This window comes from Brevibacillus brevis, assembly GCF_022026395.1.
Taxonomy (GTDB): Bacteria; Bacillota; Bacilli; order Brevibacillales; family Brevibacillaceae; genus Brevibacillus.
In genome coordinates, this window is the sequence record NZ_CP041767.1 from 3248256 (window position 1) to 3266493 (window position 18238).

Consider the following 18238-nt stretch of genomic DNA (forward strand, 5'->3'; position numbering starts at 1 on the left):
TATACTTATGGCCGAATATAAACCGTTTTTGTCTCGACGTAAAAATCGAGCGCTGACTCCCCTTGCTCTCTCGGACCCAACCCAGATATTTTTTTGCCGCCAAACGGAAACTGTGATTCAAAATGAGTCGACGGCATATTGACATGCGTGACACCTGACTGAATGCCTTTGACAAATTGGAACGCTTTTTGCAAATCGTTCGTAAAAATCGTGGAGGACAAGCCGAATTCCACCTGGTTAGCCACTTGCATAGCATGTTCGAAAGAATCCACATCGATCACGGCGATCACAGGGCCAAAAATTTCTTCGTTGGCAATCGTCATCTCCTGCGTGATGCCGGTAAATACCGTCGGAGCAACGAAATAGCCCTGGGCGAGTTCACCTTCTACAAGGCGCTTACCCCCGCATTCCAGTACGCCGCCTTCTTCGATGCCCTTCTGTACATAATGAAGATACAAATTGAGCTGATGCTCGTCCACTACTGGACCGTTATGATTGTCTGGATCGAAACCATTCCCGATTTTCAAGCCCTTCGCCCGCTCGATCAGTTTTGCTTTTACTTGTTCGGCTACTTCGGGAACAACCAATACACGACTTGTCCCCGTACAGCGTTGGCCATTATCGAAGAATCCACTCAATACGATGGAATCGATAGCGAGGTCAATATCGGCGTCCGCGAGTATGATCGCCGGATTTTTCCCGCCCATCTCCGCCTGAATCTTGCCTCCTCTGGCTCCAACTGCCCTCCCCAAGGCAAGTCCCACTTCAGAAGAACCCGTAAATGAGATCCCTTTGACCAGTGGATGATTCGCTAATTCATCCCCGATTACCGCACCTGGTCCTGTTACCAAATTCACAACGCCACTGGGAACGCCGCTTTCAATCAGGAGCTGTACCAGCTTTACGCTAATCAAGGAGGTGTTGCTCGCTGGTTTGAATACAACCGTATTGCCCGCGAGGATGGCTGGGACGATCTTCCACAAGCCAATCCCCAGCGGAAAATTCCATGGGGCAATGATCGCGAAAACCCCGATTGGCTCTCGCACCGTGTAACCAATTACCCGTTCATCAAAGGAAGGCACCGTTTGACCCGTCAAGCGTGTGGCTTCCCCGGTCAACTGCTTCATGGAAGTGATTGTCTTGGCAACTTCGCCTCTCGCTTCGCGCAATGTTTTTCCTACTTCACGGGTGATCGTTTCTGCGAGCTCTTCTTTGTGTTTTTCCAATAAGTGAATGAGGGAAAACAAGAACTCTCCACGTGTGGGAGCCGATTTTTGCGACCATTCACCAAAAGCATTGGCAGCAGCTTCAATCGCAGAACGTGCATCCAGCCCGTCCGATTTTTGAAAATAACCGAGAATCTCATTCGTATTGGCAGGGTTCGTGCTAGGGAAAACCTGTCCAGTATGGCTCGTCACCCAAGCTCCAGCGATGTAGTTATTGTAGGTTGCTGTCAAATCGTCTCCCACCTTCCGCGTCTTATAGAAGTATTGTATATAGCAAAAATTATGAATACAATGTATATACAGACACTTATTTCCAACTATAAATGTGTATTTCTCTACATGGAGGACACGTGGATGAATTCTTTTTCGCTCCTGCTTAAAAAACTACATGAATGGTTTGGCGATCAGCCCTTTTCGATCTGGTTCCAATTTTCGCGTGATCGACATTTTCGGCTTGTTTTCTCCTCTTTTCATGAAAACGCCACCACGAATATTCCCCCTCTGACAGTACCTCCCTGTGACAACGATGCTGTCCACATGCGTTATACCTATGCCCAACAGAAATACCGTTTTTTCTACGAAAACGAGGGACAAGCCGTCATTTGCCTTGCACATACAACAAACGAACCCATCATTCTCACCGCTGACCAATGGGAACTATTGTGGTTCGGCATTCGCCTGTTGATGGCAGAAGAAAAAATGACAGCCAAAGCAAAGGAAAGCAAGAAGCTTTTTGAAGGAATTCGTTCCATATCTGCTACCCTCGACGTTCACCAAATCATCCGTGGCATCATTGGTAATGCACTGGCTGTTATTCCGGCTGCAGACGCAGGCCTCCTGCACTTGTACGATCCCACGATCGACCGATTGATTCCGAAAGAGGCCGTCGGTTTTCACGATACGGTGTTCAAGGATCTCAAAATGCGGGTGGGAGAATCCATCGCGGGCAAAGTGTTCGAAGACGGAATCCCACGCATGTACAGAACCAACCAAGAAACAGCCCATGCGATGAAGGATATCTCTGCTGACAACTTTCACTCTCTGAACCACGCCAAAGCATTGCGTGACTTGAATGGGTTGTTATGTGTTCCGATATCACGTGGAGAAAAGCGTATTGGTGTACTGGTCCTGCATCAGTTTCATCAGGAAAATGTGTTCACCGAGTACGACCTTGACCTCCTCCAAGGCTTCGCAGACCAAACTTCCATCGCCCTGCAAAATGCCGAGCTCTATGCTGAAGTCAAACAAGCGTATGACCACATGGCTGCCATGAGAGCTCAACTGCAAGCCAAGCACGATGATTTGATACAACGCAACCATATCCATGAATCTATCAAGCAGTTGTCCTTGCAAAATAAAGGGGCCGAAACAATCGTAAAAAACCTCAGCAAAATGACCGGACATTCCATCCATTTTGCCGACTGGCTTGAGCAAAAAATGTATCCTGAAAAGAGTATGATATTTTTTAGCTGGGATGAACTGTATACGTTGCTGAACAAAAGAAGACAGCCTGTTTCTGTCACCTTGTTCTCTCCCGCTTCGGGTGACGATCAACTATTTTGTTTGTATCCACTAATCAATGGGAGCATTTTTCTCGGATGTCTCATGATTCCCTTGGACGAACGCGGACTATCTGATCTCGCACGTATAACAGTCGAGCAAGGGAGTGCTGTGCTCATACTCGATTTGGTAAAAAAGCAATCGATCAGCTCCGTGCTGTACAAACGTGCACACGATCTTTTTCAAGAACTGATCGCAAGCAAAGGCAATGAACTGGTTGACCGCGCCCGTTCGATGGGGTTACAGCCGCAAGCAAAATACTACGTAGTTTATGCCCATCTGACGCAGTGCCAAGACCTGGCATTGCTAGAAGCAAACATTCACCGACTCATTACCCGTTGGAAATGGGAGTTTAGTAAAACACAGATGTTTGTCTATGGATTCCATAACCATGTCACCCTCCTCGTCCGGTCTTTCGGCTCTCGAGATGGAAAGGACATCCGGGAGAGGCTGCAACAAGCGTCCTATGAATGGGATCTTGGCAAAGAAGCATCGTTATCCATTGGTGTGGGAAGTTTGGCAAGCGGGATTGAGCAAATCAGCAAAAGCTACGAGGAAGCCAAGAAAGCCGCTCACTACCTGACCAACCGCAGCCGTTCTGGTGTGGTGCACTACAAAGACCTTGGTGTCAATCGCCTCATGCTGAACCAGAGTCAGGCCGATATTGATGCATTCATTCAAGATGTCTTTGCCCCTTTCTGGGAAGACCCGGAAAAATATGAGGAATGGGAACAGACAATCATAACGTATATGAAATGCAGTCAATCCCCTCAACTGACCGCCAAAGAGCTGCACATTCACGTCAATACGCTGTATCAGCGATTGCGCAAAGTTGAGGAGCTTCTTCATATTGATTTGCGAAATCCCGAAGACTTGCTGAAATTACAGCTCGCTTGTCATTTGCGACAGGAAGGATAAACTCAAATAGGCAGGAGTAGCTTCGGACGAGAAAAAGTCCTAGACTACCGCTGCCTTTTTTGTTAGCAAAGTCTGCTTACGTGTCCTTGAATATTTGTTTACCATAATTATCTTATGTAAATTTCTTTATTAAAGTGCCGAGGCTTTGATGAGAATAACACTTCAAATTATTTCAAAACTTTCTTTAATGCTTTTTGTAACGCTTCATTGAAAAAATACCAGTCATGATTGCCAGACCATTCTTCATATTCAATGTCAAAGTTAAGATTCCGCATTTCATTGCTGAATCTTACATTACTATCACGCAAAAAATCTTCAGTTCCACATGCGATATATATTTCAGGTCTGACTGACTGATCTTTGATCTTGTTAGCTAAGTCCAATATCTCATGCTCTTCACTCCACTCCAAGTCCCCTCCTAAAATCCCTTGAAAATCCTTGAGCATCTGTTCTCCATAAACCATTCTGAATTTTTCAATCTCTCCATGCTCATCTAAATCCTCCTTTAGAAACAAGCACGGTGATGAAAATGCACAACAATAACCATATTGCTCTGGTTTTGACAATGCACATTTCAAAGCTCCATATCCTCCCATTGAATCACCAATAATTATCGTATCCTCTCTTTCTGAAGATATGTTAAAGACACTTTTGCATATGATTGGCAATTCTTCGGAAATGTAACTAAAATATTTAAATCCAAATTTCATATCCGAACAAAAACTTCTGGAAATTTCCGGCATTACAAATATTGCATTATAGTCATTTGCGTAAACAGGCAACATCGTATAATTTGCCCAATCACCATTACTTCCGCAAAGACCGTGAAGCAGATATACCACTTGATAATTTTGCTCCATATTAAATTTGTTTGGAATAATAACCGTTATTCCGGTTTCCATTTCTAGCATACTAGAAAAAACACTACCCCTTACTATCATTTCTTTGCCTCCGTTTATTCTTCTGGATTACGATTTTTTACATTACTTTAAAAAATTCTTTACCAAAATTTATCCCCAAGCATTTTATCTGTCAACGCATCATTGTAATTATTTGTTTTTTTTCATAACTTTTAACTGTTTCCTATTAAATTTCTCAATTCCAACACATAAAACCATTTCAAATAGTGGCTTGATATTCGTGTAGTTATCCCGAATAGCTTCCGTCGCCTTTTTTGCTAGTGCGATGAAGGAAAAAGAAACGGCTTACCGTTCATATAGTTTTGGATGATCGGTATTGCATAGGGCTGTTCCTCTTTTAGCCCCTCGGTTTCCCTGGGGTCAGGAGCATGATGACTATAATTCTCGATCATGACCATCACCGTGAAGCTCTCGAGTGTAGGGAGCCAGTCGCCTTCTAGCTTCCGCAAACTCTCGTAGCCTTTTACGACTAGCTCTCTTTGGGCAGGATATAGACCCAAAATGGTATGGGCGATATCATAAAGATAGTATCCAAACCCACATCTTCCAAAATCAATCGGCCGAGGATCTCCGTTGTGAAAAACGATGTTACCTTGGTGCAAATCGCCATGAATCATTCCATAGTGGCTGCTATTTTTGTCCAATTTTCCAAGACAAGTGAGTACCTTATCCGCTGCCAATTGATATAGCTCGAATTCTTCATCTGTCAGAAACCGATGGTAATGCTCTGTCAAACGAGTCATAGCGTGCTTGAAGCTATCCACTCCCCAGATCGGACGAGCAAATTCAGGGGTCAATTGGAAATGCTGAGATACTGTATGAAGCTTTGCTAATAAGACACCCTCTTTGTAAACTTGTTCTTCGGTCAGTTCTTTATCTGTATGCTCCCCTTTGACCCAACGCATGACGGATACGAAGACACATTCACCATTTGCGAGCTTGATGCTCACAGTCTTGGAACCATTGCGGCCATCTATTCCCGTTGGAATCTCGACCTCTATTTTTTCATGCAAATAACTGAGCCAAGCAAGCTCGGAATCTATTTCCTTTCTGTTCGTGGTCCCGTGAATGCGGAGTAAATAATTCCCATCCTTCTCCGTTTCAATGACAAACGTGCAAGTGTCGGACAGTTGGTTGAATCGAATGTGTTGCCAATCCAAGTCGTATTCGTGCATCGCTTTTTGTGCGATTTGCTGTGACTGGGCCACTACCTTCTCGATGTCATTTTCAGAATCCAAGTGAAACAACTTCGTCATGCGAATCCCTCCACCCAATAAATGGATCATACGCTGACATTCGTTTGATTTTCGCCATCCTCCTCTTTTCATTTTTTCGCTTGACTCCAACCTAAGGTCAGACTGCAAACTCGATTTCAGGAGGTGAATCGCCATGTTGTATACCGTTAACGATGTAGCCAAACTGTCTGGTACCACAATCAAGACTCTGTATCACTATCAAAAGATTGGTTTGCTGATGCCAGAAACCGTTTCAGAAAATGGGTACCGCTATTACGGTGAGAATGAACTCAAGCGGTTACAACAAATCTTGTTTTATCGTGAGCTTGATTTTTCGTTGGACAGCATTAAAGCTGCACTTGATCACGAGCCAGACAGACTTCGGTGTTTATGTGAGCAGCAAACGCTGTTAAAGGCACGCCAGCTACGCTTGGAGCGCCTCTTGAATACTCTCGAAGAAACGATTCGACACGAAAGGAAGCGAGGAAATATGTCCACAGCGAACATGTTTGATGGATTGAATGAAGAAGAATGGAAGCAGGCATTCACTCAACAAAATGAGCATTTGCAGAAAGCGTACGATTTTCAATTGGATACAGAGAATCTCGACGTGGTTTCCCTGAATGAAAAAGCTGCAGAAGCGAAGGCTTTCATGACGTTTATGGCAGAGGCGTTGAAAAACAACAAAAGTGTCGACGACGAAGCTGTTGTTTCTGCGATCGAAAACCATCTTGCTTTTTTACAAAAAGACCATCCGATTGATGCGAGAGCATTTGCCGAGCAGGCAAGATTTTTCCTATCAGATGAGTTCCACCGCGCGATGTTGGAAGAACAGCAAACGGGATTAAGCTACTACATTTGCATTGCTGCCGAAAATTACGCTTCCAAGTAAAGTGTAGTTAAACGATCGTTTAACAGTGAAACCGGGTGAGCTGCAACTCCCCGGTTCATTGTTTCCATTCCTATCTGATGCCTTAGTTTACCGCCCAGCTAATATGCTCCTTGATCAGCGTCCATCGATCACGAGAATTCGGCATGAATGCTGAAGCAATGGCTACGACGAGGTTTTTTTCCGGGATACAGCAGATAACATTACCGCCATCGCCCAGTGCAGCATATGAAAAAACACCGTCCTCTTCACGCAACCACCATAAATAGCCGTATTGATTGGGATTCATTGCGGTTGATTCATCTATCCAAGCCTCTGGAATGATCTGATGATTGTCCCAACAGCCGCGATTCAGATAGAGCAAGCCAATACGTGCCATATCACGGGGAGTTAACGTGAGCCCCCATCCTCCTGTGGAGTTGTTGTCAGGATCCTTTACCCACCCTCTCACATCATTCCCGAATAAATCTTCAAACCCAAACGCTTTCATATCATAATCAGGGATTTCTTCTATACCGATGGGTTTAAACAAGTGTTCGTTGGCAAATTCTCTGGCACTTTTACCTGTGCTGCGTGTAAGGATGGCTGAAAGCAGATGCGCTCCAGCGGTCGAATACTTAAACGCTCCAATCTCTCCCTTTTGCCCGAGCATATCCAGGGTATATGTTACCCAATCGGACTGCATACACATCTTGTCCAGTGGTTCGTGCCAGTCCTCAAAAGGATAGGGGGCTGTCATCGTGAGAAGATGGCGAATGGAGATTGCTTGTGTATCCGTATGATCGGGTGCATAGTCTGGGAAAAAATCCAGCACCTTTTGGTCGACATTTTTGATAAACCGTTCCTCTATAGCAATACCAATGAGAGCGGATAGAATACTTTTCGTTACAGACGCTACATGGTGCCTATCTTTCGGTCCATAGCCATGAAAATAGCTTTCATAGACGAGATAACCATTTCTCACAACAACGATTCCGTTTATGTTGCTGTACGAGGCTTTAATGATAGGGTCTAGCTCTGCTAGTTTTTCAGCGTCTATGTTCAACACGGCCGGGTCTCCTGCTTGCCCCTCTGTAGTAGGCCAATCGCTTCTTTGCATGATAATTCCCTCCTATGCACGGAGAATGTCAATTTTTTCTTTTCTGACTGGAAAATACACTTCCGTAACAACACTGGGATGATCGGGTGCGGTTACATAGACTTCGTAAGGTGATCTCACCAATTCATATCCTTCATTTTCTACCCATTCCCTCAACCTGGCATATACCGATGTCAATTCTGAGTAAGGACCCTGACAGACAGACTTTGCACAAAGTCCCCCTGGAAAATCCCTTGTTCCCTTTACAGCCTCCGCGACCGGGAGCGCAAACTCTGTATCGTTTCCAGAGGGATTGTATTCAGGGCTGTGATAAATCGTCATTGGTGTACCGAGCAAGTTAAGCTTTTCAGTCGCAACCCTTTCATACAGCTTACCAAAGTACTTTCCATATCCTGTTGCATAATCAGCACTCGTCAGTATCTGGCGTAACGAGAGAATAGGGATTGGCTGGGTCTCCACAAGCTGTACTTCTATGTTGTCAGGGTATGCCATCATGGGGATCCCCTGCGCCATTTTCAAAAGATCATGGTTCAGTTGTTTTATGGTATAGTCCAAAGCGTTTCGTTTTTCATACATTTCCTTTTGTTTGCGAAGAAGCGCGGAGACAAGCTTTTCTTCCGATTGATCATCTTCCACTTCCAGAATGGCTTTGATTTCGTCCAGCGAAAAATGGTACGATTTCAAACGGTTGATGAAGAGCATCTTTGTCAGTTGCTTGATAGAATAATACCGATAGCCATTTTCAGGATTAATCTCGTCCGGGTTCATTAGTCCAATTTCGGCATAATAACGAAGCGTTTTCGTTGACACTCCGCATATCTTTGAGAACTCTCCGATTGCTAGCACAGGCTCACCTCCACTGCTCAATCTGTATCGATATTCTACTTATACCCCTTCCCCTTAGGGCAAAGTCAACTGCAAGAGCCGTTCTCCGGCAACCTGCTCGAATCTGACTTTGTTCTCAAACTGCTAGCACCTGCTAAGCAATGATTGTACAATGATCTAGTGAATCGTAAATGCTAAATAAAACCAGGAGGTTCTGAAAATGACGGAGCAATATGTATTCCGTTAAGTCCGTGGTCCCCCTAATATCTCTATTCTCACCCTATAAAAATAGAGGAGGACGAATATGGATATTTTCATTAGGGAACTGCGTGCTGGGGACGATGATTGTGGTTCAAACATTGATGGGAGCTTTATCGTAGACTCTACCCTTGTCTTACAACTTATGGGACAGCGAATCGGATATACGGTGAAGGAGGTCCCTCTTAGGAATAAAAGCTACGATGATGAACACCTTGAGGAAGATACTGTTGAGGATTATTCGAACTATATCGGCAATCCCCATCAAATCATTTATGTAGCGCTCGTGAATAATCAAGTTGTGGGTCAAATTGTTTTGAAAAGAAATTGGAACAAATTTGCCTATGTGGAAGATATTAAAGTTGATAAGCAATATAGAGGATACGGTCTCGGTAAAAAACTAATCGAACAGGCTATACGTTGGACGAAGGATGGCGGGATGACGGGAATCATGCTGGAGACACAAAGTAATAATGTCCGCGCATGTAAATTCTACGAAAGTTGTGGTTTTGTCATCGGAGGTTTCGATTCCTACGTCTACAGGGGGCTTGACAAAGATAGTGATGAGGTAGCAATTTACTGGTATCTCATGCTTGATTAAAAAGTAATCCTCCGCACTTTTCAACTATCGGAATGATCGTTCAATGAATCGCGGTAGACAAGGACTTTATTTCTGGTCCATGGCTACCGCTGTTTTGATTGGTAAGGGTAGATGGTAAGTTTGATTTGCAACTGTTCTTTCCCTATTTATTGGCAACGAATGCACAAATAATAGTCTTGTAGCGAAGTTTGCTAGATAAATAGAAAAAAGAGATAGGAGTTCGCTTTTTATGTCACGATCCGATACACGTAATCGCTTCATTATCATTGCAATGGCACTGGGCTTACTGATGTCTTCCCTCGACAATACCATCACTTCGGCGGCTATTAGTCACATTATTAAAGATATCGGTGGCTTTGAAAGCATGAGCTGGGTTTTCACCTCATACGTCTTAGCCGCGACCAGTACGATGCTCATCTTCGGGAAAATGTCCGATCTTTTTGGACGCAAGTTGTTTTACTTACTAGGGATTACGATTTTTCTCATTGGCTCGGCACTGTGTGGCGTTGCCCAAAGCATCGAACAGCTAATTGCTTTTCGTGCCCTTCAAGGAATTGGTTCAGGGGCGCTCTTTCCGATTACTTTCACAATCCTGTTTACGCTATCCTCTGATCCGAAATATACGGCACGAATCTCTGGCGTGTTTGCCGGAATCTTTGGGCTCTCCTCTATCGCCGGCCCTCAAGTCGGGACCTTGCTCTCTGATTACTTGGGGTGGCGTTGGTGCTTTTATGTCAATGTTCCGATCGGTTTGTTGTCTCTCTTAACGCTTCTGTTTTCCCTAAAAGAATCCCGTTCTCATACAAAGCCAACGATTGACTATTGGGGTACCGTTACATTAATCGTCGCTTGTGTAGCTGTCATGCTGGCGCTTGAATGGGGAGGAAAAGAATATGAGTGGTCTTCTTGGCAAATCATCTCACTGTTTGCACTGGCCGGAATAGTGGGGATCGCTTTTATTATGGTAGAACGTCATGTACAGGAACCGATCCTTCCTTTCCAGATTTTCCAAAACCGAATGGTGGTCGCGACTTGTATCGCCTGTCTTTCTCAAGGTGCCATCATGTTTGCTGCTATTACTTATTTGCCTATTTTCGCTGTGGCCGTACTTGGATATCCGAACTCCAATAGTGTTTTGACCCCGTTGATGCTCTCTTTGACGGGAGGTGCCGTGGTATTCGGAATGTTGCAAACAAAATTTTCCTTTCGATCTCTCATGGCGTTCTCTATGCTCGCTTGTGTAGTTAGTTCTATTTTTCTTATGTACGTTTCAACTGGCATTTCCTTCTTTTTCTTAACACTCTTGATGATTCTGTTCGGGTTTGCTGCAATCGGGCCGTTAATGAGCGTTGCACAAAACGCGATCGTGCATTCGGTTGATAAAAAATATATCGGTATTTCTTCCTCGATCGTTGGTTTTTGTCGAAACATGGGAGGCGTACTCGGCGCATCGATCACGGCTGCTGTTGTGAACCAAAATTATGCGAGTATCGTATCCACAGGGGCGTCATTACATGGCATTTCCTTGGAGAAAGTAGCTGATCTGCTTAATCCTGAAGTTCTCATGCGTGAGCCTTTAACAATTGAGCCGAGTGTTCATTCTTTTCTGAGTCACTCTCTAGGAAGCGCCATCAATCATGGTTATACCGTGGGATTGATTTTCGCCGTTATTGGTTTCTTTTCTGTACTATACGCAGGCCCTGGCAAGCTTGAGCGCCAGCAAAAGAGTGTCGAATCATAAAGATCCAAGGGTTTCTTGCTCGCATCGCTTTCCAAAAATGGCAGCATGATGTATGGTGGAGTATATGCATTTGCAAACTATACTTCCCAAAGGAGAGTGTACTTCGTGCGTGAAACCTGTGTTCCGACTGGTGTGGAGCTGAAAGACACTGGCTTTGGATATACATTGTCTCTAATAGGCGGTAAATATAAAATGATCATTTTGTATTGGCTAGCTGAAAAGAAGGTAATGCGGCATAATGAGCTAAAGCGAAGTATCGGTACCATTTCTTTTAAAACGCTAAGCTTGATGTTAAAAGAGCTGGAGGCAGATGACCTGATCATCCGCAAGGAATTCCCCCAAGTCCCTCCCAAAGTGGAATATTCCTTAACAGAACGTGGGCTTTCTCTGATTCCCTTATTAAATATGATGTGCGACTGGGGAGAGAAAAACAGCGTGCCCCCTCGGGAGGAAGTAAAGCAGCAAGCATAGATTGTTTCTAACAGGAAAAGAAGTATCTCCCGAACGAGGAAATACTTCTTTTTTCTTTCCGACTTCTTACAGGTTATCAATGAATTTCAAATAATCTTGCGCACTCTTATCCAATACGCTGCCGGTCGGTTCAAGCTCTTGACCAGGTACATTTTCCCCGGACTCCGTCTCCGTACCATAATACGCAAAGAATGAACGATAATCTGCGTGGCAGTAGCGGAAGGTTGTTTCAAAAGGGGTCAATATTTGCGCAAGTGTATACCGATACCTTCCCTCTTCCTGATAATCCTCTTTCCTTATTCCCGCAGATACGGCTAATGCAGCTTTGCGATTCTTTAATTTATCGCCTCCTTTTGAACCGTACGCCCACCCATATGCAAAAACATCGTCAAGCCATTTTTTCAGGAGAGGCGGACAATTAAACCAGTAAACCGGGAACTGTAAAACAAGATTCCCATGCGATTCAATCAATTGCTGTTCTTTTTCCACATCAATGTTTCCATCTGGGTATGCCTTATGCAATTCGTGTACGGTATACTTTTCTGGATATATTTTGAGTTCTTCTACCCATCGCTTGTTGATGACGGATGTTTCGATGCTTGGATGTGTGACAATTACAAGGGTTTTCAAAGTAAGTTCCTCCTTGAAGTTTGTTGTTTTATGAGTATAAAATGCTCTCTGCAAATTTGTAAGTATGCACATTTTGTTCAGTTACTTACATAAAGGTGAGTGTAAAGAACAGAAAAAAGCCTCCCCGCGACCTAATGCATCTAGGTTCGTATCGTTGGGAAGCCTCTTTGCCAATGTTTTATATGAGCTTTTTCTCCATATACAGCGTGCCTTCAATCGGATTGAAACGATAGGGCTCAATTGGATAGAATCCCAACGAGCGGTATAGCTGAATTGCTTGTTCCATCGTAGGAAGCGTATCTAAACGGATGAAGGAATAGCCTCGTAATTTCGCATCGTCCATGATCGCCAAGGCTAATTTTTTCCCAACGCCCCTTCCTTTCCATTCAGGTTTCACATACAACCTCTTCATTTCGCAAACTTGTTCATCTATTTTTCGTAAGGCAACACATCCTGCTGGCTGTTCATCATCTAACGCCAACAAAATACAACCGTCTGGGGGTGCGTATTCGCCCGGTATATTTTGCAATTCGGTCGCAATATTTTGAAAGCTCAAATCAACTCCTAATGAATCTACGTACTTCATGAAAAGTTCATGTGCTTGTTCGTATTGATTTCCTTCTGTTGCATGAATCAAACGCAGCAATCCAAACACCTCCACATCCCGTCATACGATCATTTAAGAGGTGCGCAACGAGCGACGCAAGATTTTCCCTGTAGTGTTTTTGGGAAGCTCTGCTACGAATTCGACCTGACGAGGAACTTTGTATTTCGCCAGCTTGTCACGACAAAATGCCATAATATCCTCTTGAGAAACCGCTATTTCCTTCAAAGCCACAAATGCCTTGACTGCTTCACCATGCACCTCGTCAGGAATCCCGATCACAGCCGCCTCGATAACCGCAGGGTGCTGATAAAGCACTTCTTCTACCTCACGCGGATACACGTTATAGCCGTCAACGAGAATCATGTCTTTTTTGCGGTCAACGATGTACACATATCCTTCTTCATCCATACGCGCCATGTCTCCCGTATACAACCAACCATCTCGAAGCGCCGCTGCCGTATCATCTGGCAAACCAAGGTACCCTATCATAACGTTCGGCCCTTGCACCACCAGCTCGCCCACTTCTCCACGTGCCACTTCGTTTCCTTCCGGATCGACGACCTTGTTCTTCACAAGCGGGATATCGACTCCTACCGATCCTGGCTTTCTGGTCCCGTGCAGTGGGTTAAATGTTGTAGCTGGTGCTGCCTCGGACAAACCGTAGCCCTCCAGTACCTTGGCATCGTATTTCGCTTCGAACTTGTGCAGGAGCTCTACGGGCATGGATGCACCTCCCGAACAGTATATCCGTATGGAGGAGACATCTTCTTTTGTCGCAGTCGGCACCTGTAGCAGATAGTTGTACATGGTCGGAACACCTGCAAAACATGTGGCCTTTTGCTCACGAATCGTTTGAAGGACGTCTACTGGATGAAATTTTGGCACGATAATGATGGCTGCTCCCGTGCGAATCGGGCCATTCATGCACACCGTCATGCAGAAGACATGAAACATCGGGAGTACCGCGACCATGCGATCTTCTGGCACCAACTCGAACAATATCCCCATCGCATCCGCATTCGATGCCATATTACGGTGGGAGAGCATCGCTCCTTTTGGCTGGCCAGTCGTGCCTGATGTATACAGAATTACAGCGAGGTCATCTTCGTTTCGTTCCGGCTCCACGTATCCTTCCTCTGACTCTTGCCCTTCCTGTACAAGCTGATCGATCGTTATTTCATTTTCAATAGATTCCGTGTAGATGAGAAGCTGCAAATCTTCTATTTGGTCCTTCATCGGGGTTAGTACCGGCTGCAATGTGGATAAGGCAATGGCTGCCTTTGCTTTACTATTTGATAGAATGAAGCTAATTTCGCGAGCCGTATAGATGGGGTTCATGGGAACAACAACAGCTCCTACGCGGAGTATCGCATAGTAAGCGCTAACAAAATGCGGCCGATTATCCATGAGCAGGGCGACAGCATCCCCTTTTCCAATCCCGTGCTGGGCAAGTCCTGCTGCGAGATGTTCGACCTGCTGATTGAATTGTGCATACGATGTCGTTTCTCCCATAAAGACAAAGGCTGGACGATCCGCAAACTGTTTCGCGCTCTGCATGAGACCTTCACTCAAATGATACATCACACACCTACCCCCTTTTCAGAAAATTTTAACATCTAGGACCAAGCCTATAAAGTATTACTTTTAGGAAACATGAGGGATTGGCGGTGCTGATTGATTGACTTGTTCATTGCGCTTCACAAAGAGCAGGAAAAGCACGCCGCAAATGATAAAGAGCAACCCGTTGACGATCATAGCGTTGCCAAAACCAGTGCCAATATCTCCAGCAGACTGAACGATAGAGCCTGTTACCAGCGGCGAGATGATCCCTGCCAACGTAACCAGGCTGGACAACACGCCTACCAAAAGTCCCGTGCGTTCTGGCAACAAGCTGCTGACAATGACTGAGGCAGCTGTTCCAACAGAAAAAGCAAACCCTTTTCCTAGGCACAGAAAGATCAAAACAAGTACCGTAGATTGAAAAAGAGTAACACTGTAAAAGCACAGTCCCCCTAAAATAATCGAAACACCTCCAACCAGAACGTATGATTTGCGATAGCTGCGATGCTTTTTAAAGAAACGATCACCAATGGAAGAAATCAGTATGGTCACCAGTCCAGCTAAAAGTCCCGTGCCAGCAATCGCATAGGCCATTTCCTGATTCGTAAACTGGAAGACCTTGACGAGATAGACAGGCTCCCATACGGCTGCGAAGGTCGTCCCCCATATTTGAGCAAAATAGATTAAAAAACAGAATAGAAACGTGGATGAGAGCAAGACACCGGATATATCCGACCATTTCGCTTTTGGCAAGGTCGGAGGTTCGACTTTTGCAGGTGCGACGCTGACAAGTGGTTTTTCTTTTCCGATCCACAGCCAGACCAAGAGCCACATCAGACTGAGTGCGCCCATAAACGCCCAGGAAAATCTCCATCCATAGCTATCAATCAGCGCGACGATCACCGGTGCGGAAGCAACCGCACCGACGAAAGCACCGAAGTTCACGGTGGAATAAACCAATCCACGCTTTTCTTCGGGAAACCATTTGTTTAAATGGCTGACAACTGTTGCCCAAAACGGCCCTTCGCCTATTCCAAGCAATACCCGCGCTACGACAAGCATCGGCAAACCCGCGATCGCATAAGCGCCGAATTGAATGACAGTCCAGGAAAGTGCCATGATCGCCAGCATTTTTTTCGTCCCGATGCGATCCGACAATGCCGCGCCTACAATCCCGGCTATGGAGAAAAACCAGAAGAAACTGCTTCCAACAAGTCCCCAGTCTTTTTCGTTCAATGAAAATTCAGTCATGATCGGCACGGCAGAATATCCCGCAATCGTTTTATCCGCATAATTGATCATGTATAGCAAAAACAACATAATCATTGTGATTCTGGCCATCATGTGAATCACTCCGTTTGTACAGGAAATAGACTACCGCTGTTTCCCGCTATTTTGTAAGTCTCACGCGCCCAATTCCATCCGTGATCTCAATCACTGTGCCATATGGTTCACTCAACGCTTTAAGCCCCTCTAAAATGGTGGTATCTCCGCTTAATTTCGGCCACCCCATACGATGTACAGGCAGATCAAAACCTAGTTCAATCGGATGCAGCTCCAGTTCGAGAAGTTCACCATCTTGCATTTTCCACAAGGGAATAACCGACTCCCACACTTCTTTGTGCACACAGAGTCCGCGTGTATAGTTGGCACTCATCGCTTCCAACGCATCTGCCACATTATGGGTGTGGTCTAAGCCATAGTGCTCGTAGAAATCTGCGGGCTGACTCGTAACGGCTTCTGTCTGAAAAATAAAATCTCCCAGGCTGTAAAAGATCGGTCGGTTGTTGTAGATTTCAATGCCTCGCAATAAATGGGGGCCATGTCCCACCACTGCGTGTGCACCCGCATCGATGCACGCTTTTGCGAATACAGGCAAGAAATCAGCCGCAACCTCTTTCGCTTCCCCCTTCATCTCATGAGCGTGAATACTCACGATGACGTAATCAGCCCGCCTGTTTGCCTGCTCAATCGTTTTGACGATTCGGTTCAGATCGCGCGGATGCGGCTGGGTAGTCGTCCCTTCTTCGTCGCTTACCATGAAACGTGCATTTCCGAAGAGAAAGATCTCCTTGCCCGGATCGTTCATGAAGCCTTCCTCGATGAGAAGCTTGTTGAAGGCGTTAATGTCCGTCGACTCCGCAATGGCTTGCAGATCAGCGAGCTTTTCTTCCGTAATGTGGTGAGTCATCACATAGCGCATCGGATTGATACCTGGCCTCCCGATACTATCCGAACGCTGATCTCCGGCCGCCCACCATGGATGAAAAGTCGATGTCGCAGCGATCAGGGCTACCCTGGCGCCTTCGCATTCAAGATAACGCGGAGCTCCCGCTTCAGCGAGATTTTTGCCTGCGCCAGCATGGACGAAGCCATACTCATTGAGATATCGTTCCGTTGCTTCTAGCCCCCCATACAAATAATCGAGCGTATGGTTATTCGCCCAGCCAATCATGTTAAAGCCATAATCTTTCATGACTTGCAAAACGGAAGGTGGTGACATTGCCCACGTGCCTCCACTTTGTGCGCTGGGATAGCCCTCATTATCGTGTACGGTCGTCTCCAGATTCGCAATACGTACGTCCGCACGGTGCAGCAAGCTGGCTATCTCTTCAAAAGCTTGGTCCCTGTATGGAAGATTGCGAGTAATGAAGCTGTCGCCAGTCGCTGTGAACCAAATCGGCTTGGTCATTGGCAGGATTCCCCTTTCCCTTTTCTCCTTTTTTCTGCTTTCAAAAGATCGAGAAGTCTTCCTCTTCCTCTCCGACAAACGAGTATAGTTTCGAACTGATTTCATCATAGTGGTGCAATCGTTTCTGGACATTTTCCGCGTCATGGAGCATGACGCCTTTGATTAGAACATTTAGCATGGAAAATAGTGTGGGCATACCGCTAGTGGCAACGGGTTGGGGTGTGGTGATTTTCAGAAGATAATCTGCGACTTGGCTAATGGGGGAGAACTCGCCTTCCGTAATCGCCAAAATCTTCGCTCCCAACTCTTTTGCTGAATGGACCATTGCGACCGTCTCGCCAGGATGACGAGGAAATGAAATCGCAATGACTAGCCATTCTTGATCCCGTTCGGTGAGAAAATAATCTGCGTTATCAACGGCTCCCGTATACAGATGTGTGTTTCCTTTGATCGCATTCAACGCCTGGAACAACCATTTTGCAGGAATATGGCACCAGCGAAACCCTACCACTACGATTCGGTTTGCCTGTACGATGCTTTTAACCACCTCTTGGAGCAACGTGTAATCAATTTGCTGCAAGCCTTGTTGGAGATACGCAATATCACTTTCCATCACTTGATGAGCGTAATTGCTCAGATCCAGCGTAACCTCCGTGTCTCGATATTTCTGAATCGGTCCCTTCCTTTGGTCTCCTATCAATAGAGACTTTTTGATTTCTTCCTGAAGCTCTGTGTATCCGGAGTAACCCAATGCATAACAAAAGCGAATGACGGTCGCTTCACTGGTATTCGTAAACTCCGCGATTTTTTTGGCGGTATGGATCGCAAGTAAGCTTGGCTTTTCAATCGCGATCTTACAGATGATTTTTTGGCTTGCTGTCAGCTTTCCATACTGCTTCCGAATCCGTTCTTTTACGAGTTGTGCCATGCCTGAAGCTCCTTTATCATGCTGATTTGTTTTAATTTTGAGAATAGTATATCTCTTGCAATAAATCACTTCAATACT

The 18238-nt window shown here is 45.3% G+C and carries 16 protein-coding genes; 5 read left to right on the plus strand and 11 right to left on the minus strand.

The window, feature by feature from the left end:
• Nucleotides 1-5 precede the first annotated feature (5 nt).
• The gene (locus tag FO446_RS15505) at nt 6-1457 is read right to left on the minus strand and encodes an aldehyde dehydrogenase family protein (protein ID WP_173607748.1); all 1452 of its coding nucleotides are present in this window, start codon (nt 1455-1457) and stop codon (nt 6-8) included.
• A 306-nt stretch (nt 1458-1763) separates the two neighbouring features.
• Here FO446_RS15505 and FO446_RS15510 point away from each other — a divergent pair, with 306 nt between their 5' ends.
• Nucleotides 1764-3704 (plus strand): helix-turn-helix domain-containing protein, encoded by a 1941-nt coding sequence (locus FO446_RS15510; protein WP_237898450.1) that lies wholly within the window; start codon nt 1764-1766, stop codon nt 3702-3704.
• A 167-nt stretch (nt 3705-3871) separates the two neighbouring features.
• On the opposite strand, the gene FO446_RS15515 is transcribed toward FO446_RS15510, so the two are convergent.
• Together FO446_RS15515 and FO446_RS15520 are read right to left on the minus strand one after the other, a co-directional pair.
• Nucleotides 3872-4645, minus strand: a complete 774-nt coding sequence (locus FO446_RS15515; RefSeq protein WP_232772966.1) for an alpha/beta hydrolase — start codon at nt 4643-4645, stop codon at nt 3872-3874.
• 236 nt (nt 4646-4881) lie between these two features.
• Nucleotides 4882-5880 (minus strand): phosphotransferase enzyme family protein, encoded by a 999-nt coding sequence (locus FO446_RS15520; RefSeq protein WP_221868526.1) that lies wholly within the window; start codon nt 5878-5880, stop codon nt 4882-4884.
• 133 nt (nt 5881-6013) lie between these two features.
• Here FO446_RS15520 and FO446_RS15525 point away from each other — a divergent pair, with 133 nt between their 5' ends.
• Nucleotides 6014-6751 (plus strand): MerR family transcriptional regulator, encoded by a 738-nt coding sequence (locus FO446_RS15525; RefSeq protein WP_173607752.1) that lies wholly within the window; start codon nt 6014-6016, stop codon nt 6749-6751.
• 82 nt (nt 6752-6833) lie between these two features.
• On the opposite strand, the gene FO446_RS15530 is transcribed toward FO446_RS15525, so the two are convergent.
• Together FO446_RS15530 and FO446_RS15535 are read right to left on the minus strand one after the other, a co-directional pair.
• Nucleotides 6834-7847, minus strand: a complete 1014-nt coding sequence (locus tag FO446_RS15530; RefSeq protein ID WP_237898452.1) for a serine hydrolase domain-containing protein — start codon at nt 7845-7847, stop codon at nt 6834-6836.
• Between the two features lie 12 nt (nt 7848-7859).
• Nucleotides 7860-8693, minus strand: coding sequence for a MerR family transcriptional regulator (locus tag FO446_RS15535; RefSeq protein ID WP_237898454.1), 834 nt, complete (start codon nt 8691-8693; stop codon nt 7860-7862).
• Nucleotides 8694-8976: 283 nt separating this feature from the next.
• Here FO446_RS15535 and FO446_RS15540 point away from each other — a divergent pair, with 283 nt between their 5' ends.
• The 3 genes from FO446_RS15540 to FO446_RS15550 all read left to right on the plus strand — a co-directional run bounded on the left by FO446_RS15540 (nt 8977) and on the right by FO446_RS15550 (nt 11743).
• The gene (locus FO446_RS15540; RefSeq protein WP_237898456.1) at nt 8977-9531 is read left to right on the plus strand and encodes a GNAT family N-acetyltransferase; all 555 of its coding nucleotides are present in this window, start codon (nt 8977-8979) and stop codon (nt 9529-9531) included.
• Between the two features lie 229 nt (nt 9532-9760).
• A complete protein-coding gene (locus FO446_RS15545; protein WP_237898458.1) occupies nt 9761-11272 on the plus strand; it encodes an MFS transporter in 1512 nt (503 codons plus the stop codon).
• Nucleotides 11273-11377: 105 nt separating this feature from the next.
• Nucleotides 11378-11743 carry a winged helix-turn-helix transcriptional regulator gene (locus FO446_RS15550; RefSeq protein WP_173607757.1) on the plus strand — a complete coding sequence of 122 codons (366 nt, stop codon included), beginning with the start codon at nt 11378-11380 and terminating at the stop codon, nt 11741-11743.
• A gap of 66 nt (nt 11744-11809) precedes the next feature.
• On the opposite strand, the gene FO446_RS15555 is transcribed toward FO446_RS15550, so the two are convergent.
• The 6 genes from FO446_RS15555 to FO446_RS15580 all read right to left on the minus strand — a co-directional run bounded on the left by FO446_RS15555 (nt 11810) and on the right by FO446_RS15580 (nt 18160).
• Nucleotides 11810-12373 carry an NAD(P)H-dependent oxidoreductase gene (locus tag FO446_RS15555; RefSeq protein ID WP_173607758.1) on the minus strand — a complete coding sequence of 188 codons (564 nt, stop codon included), beginning with the start codon at nt 12371-12373 and terminating at the stop codon, nt 11810-11812.
• Between the two features lie 178 nt (nt 12374-12551).
• Nucleotides 12552-13028: a GNAT family N-acetyltransferase gene (locus FO446_RS15560; RefSeq protein ID WP_229088075.1), complete on the minus strand. Its 477-nt coding sequence runs from the start codon at nt 13026-13028 to the stop codon at nt 12552-12554.
• Between the two features lie 24 nt (nt 13029-13052).
• The gene (locus FO446_RS15565; protein WP_173608360.1) at nt 13053-14561 is read right to left on the minus strand and encodes a fatty acid--CoA ligase family protein; all 1509 of its coding nucleotides are present in this window, start codon (nt 14559-14561) and stop codon (nt 13053-13055) included.
• Nucleotides 14562-14624: 63 nt separating this feature from the next.
• Nucleotides 14625-15884, minus strand: coding sequence for an MFS transporter (locus FO446_RS15570; protein ID WP_237898460.1), 1260 nt, complete (start codon nt 15882-15884; stop codon nt 14625-14627).
• A 46-nt stretch (nt 15885-15930) separates the two neighbouring features.
• Nucleotides 15931-17232, minus strand: a complete 1302-nt coding sequence (locus FO446_RS15575) for a CapA family protein (RefSeq protein ID WP_237898462.1) — start codon at nt 17230-17232, stop codon at nt 15931-15933.
• A 40-nt stretch (nt 17233-17272) separates the two neighbouring features.
• Complete coding sequence (locus tag FO446_RS15580; protein ID WP_173607762.1) at nt 17273-18160, minus strand: MurR/RpiR family transcriptional regulator; 888 nt, start codon at nt 18158-18160, stop codon at nt 17273-17275.
• Between the last annotated feature and the right edge of the window lie 78 nt (nt 18161-18238).